General features: G+C 31.9%; 1 protein-coding gene. It reads left to right on the top strand.

The window, feature by feature from the left end; genetic code table 11:
• Positions 1-999, top strand: a 999-nt coding sequence (locus tag OWM07_RS11140) for an IS5 family transposase (RefSeq protein ID WP_423303819.1), incomplete at its 5' end; no start/stop codon positions are given.
• Between the last annotated feature and the right edge of the window lie 132 nt (positions 1000-1131).

Genomic DNA, 1131 nt, shown 5'->3' on the forward strand with positions numbered 1-1131 from the left:
CAAGATAAATTATCAAAACAAAAACGTAATAGATTAAGGTTTTTAAATGATTTAATAAACTTTTCAAAGATAGAGAAGAAGCTAAAAAAGAAGTACAAATACACAGAGAATGCGAGTGGTCAACCAGCCTATCCTCCGTTATTACTGTTCAAGATAGTATTTTTGCAGAATTTGTACAATTTAAGTGATTATGAGATAGAGGAAGCCTTACATGACAGATTAAGTTTTATGGATTTTGTGGGATTATCGATGGAAGATGCAGTACCAGATCATTCTACAATAAGCAGATTTAGGAAGAGATTATGTGAGTTAAATTTGGATAAGGTATTATTTGAAGAAATAAACAGGCAGCTCAAGCAATCTGGATTTATTTTAGAAAAAGGAGTGATAGTTGATGCTACAGTAATAGAAGCTAAGAGTCGTCCAGATAAATGTATAGAGTCCAAAAATGAAGAAGAAACTTCATCAAAAGAAGAAACAGGAAAGAAAGAGGGCGTGGATATCAACTATTCCAGAGGAGAAGAAGCTAGTTGGTTAAAGAAGGGAAATGAAGTTTATTATGGTTATAAGGCGCATGTAGTGAGTGATGCAATAGATGGTTTTATTTTAGCAGTAAATATGACAGGAGCAAATGTACATGAGTCAGGCTGTTTAGAGTCATTGATATCAGAGTTAAGAGATAAGGGTTACAATGTTCCAATGGTATTTGCGGATAAGGGATATAGTAGCAAGAAGAATCGAGATATGTTGAAGTCAAAGGATATAGAAGATTTTATTATGCATAAGAAGATAAAGGGCGGGAAATTAAGTGAGTTACAGAAAGAGCTAAATAATTTGTGTAAGCAGGTGAGATATAAAATTGAGCGTAGTTTTGGTACATTGAAGAGTCAATATGGTCTAAATAGATCGAGATATATGGGTTTGCGTAAGGTGTTGTATGAATTTCTGATGAAATCGATATGTTTTAATATAACAAAAGCAATTAGATTATGTTTTTAAGGGTGTATTGTGCCCAAAATTAGAAATTTTAGATGATTTGGAGTTATTTGAGGAGGTGAACAAGGGATAAAAAACTAAAAAGTAATAAAAATTGAGTAGAAAATTGAGCAAAATTTAAGAAAAATGATGAAA

This window comes from Deferribacter thermophilus (assembly GCF_049472675.1).
Classification (GTDB): domain Bacteria; phylum Chrysiogenota; class Deferribacteres; order Deferribacterales; family Deferribacteraceae; genus Deferribacter; species Deferribacter thermophilus.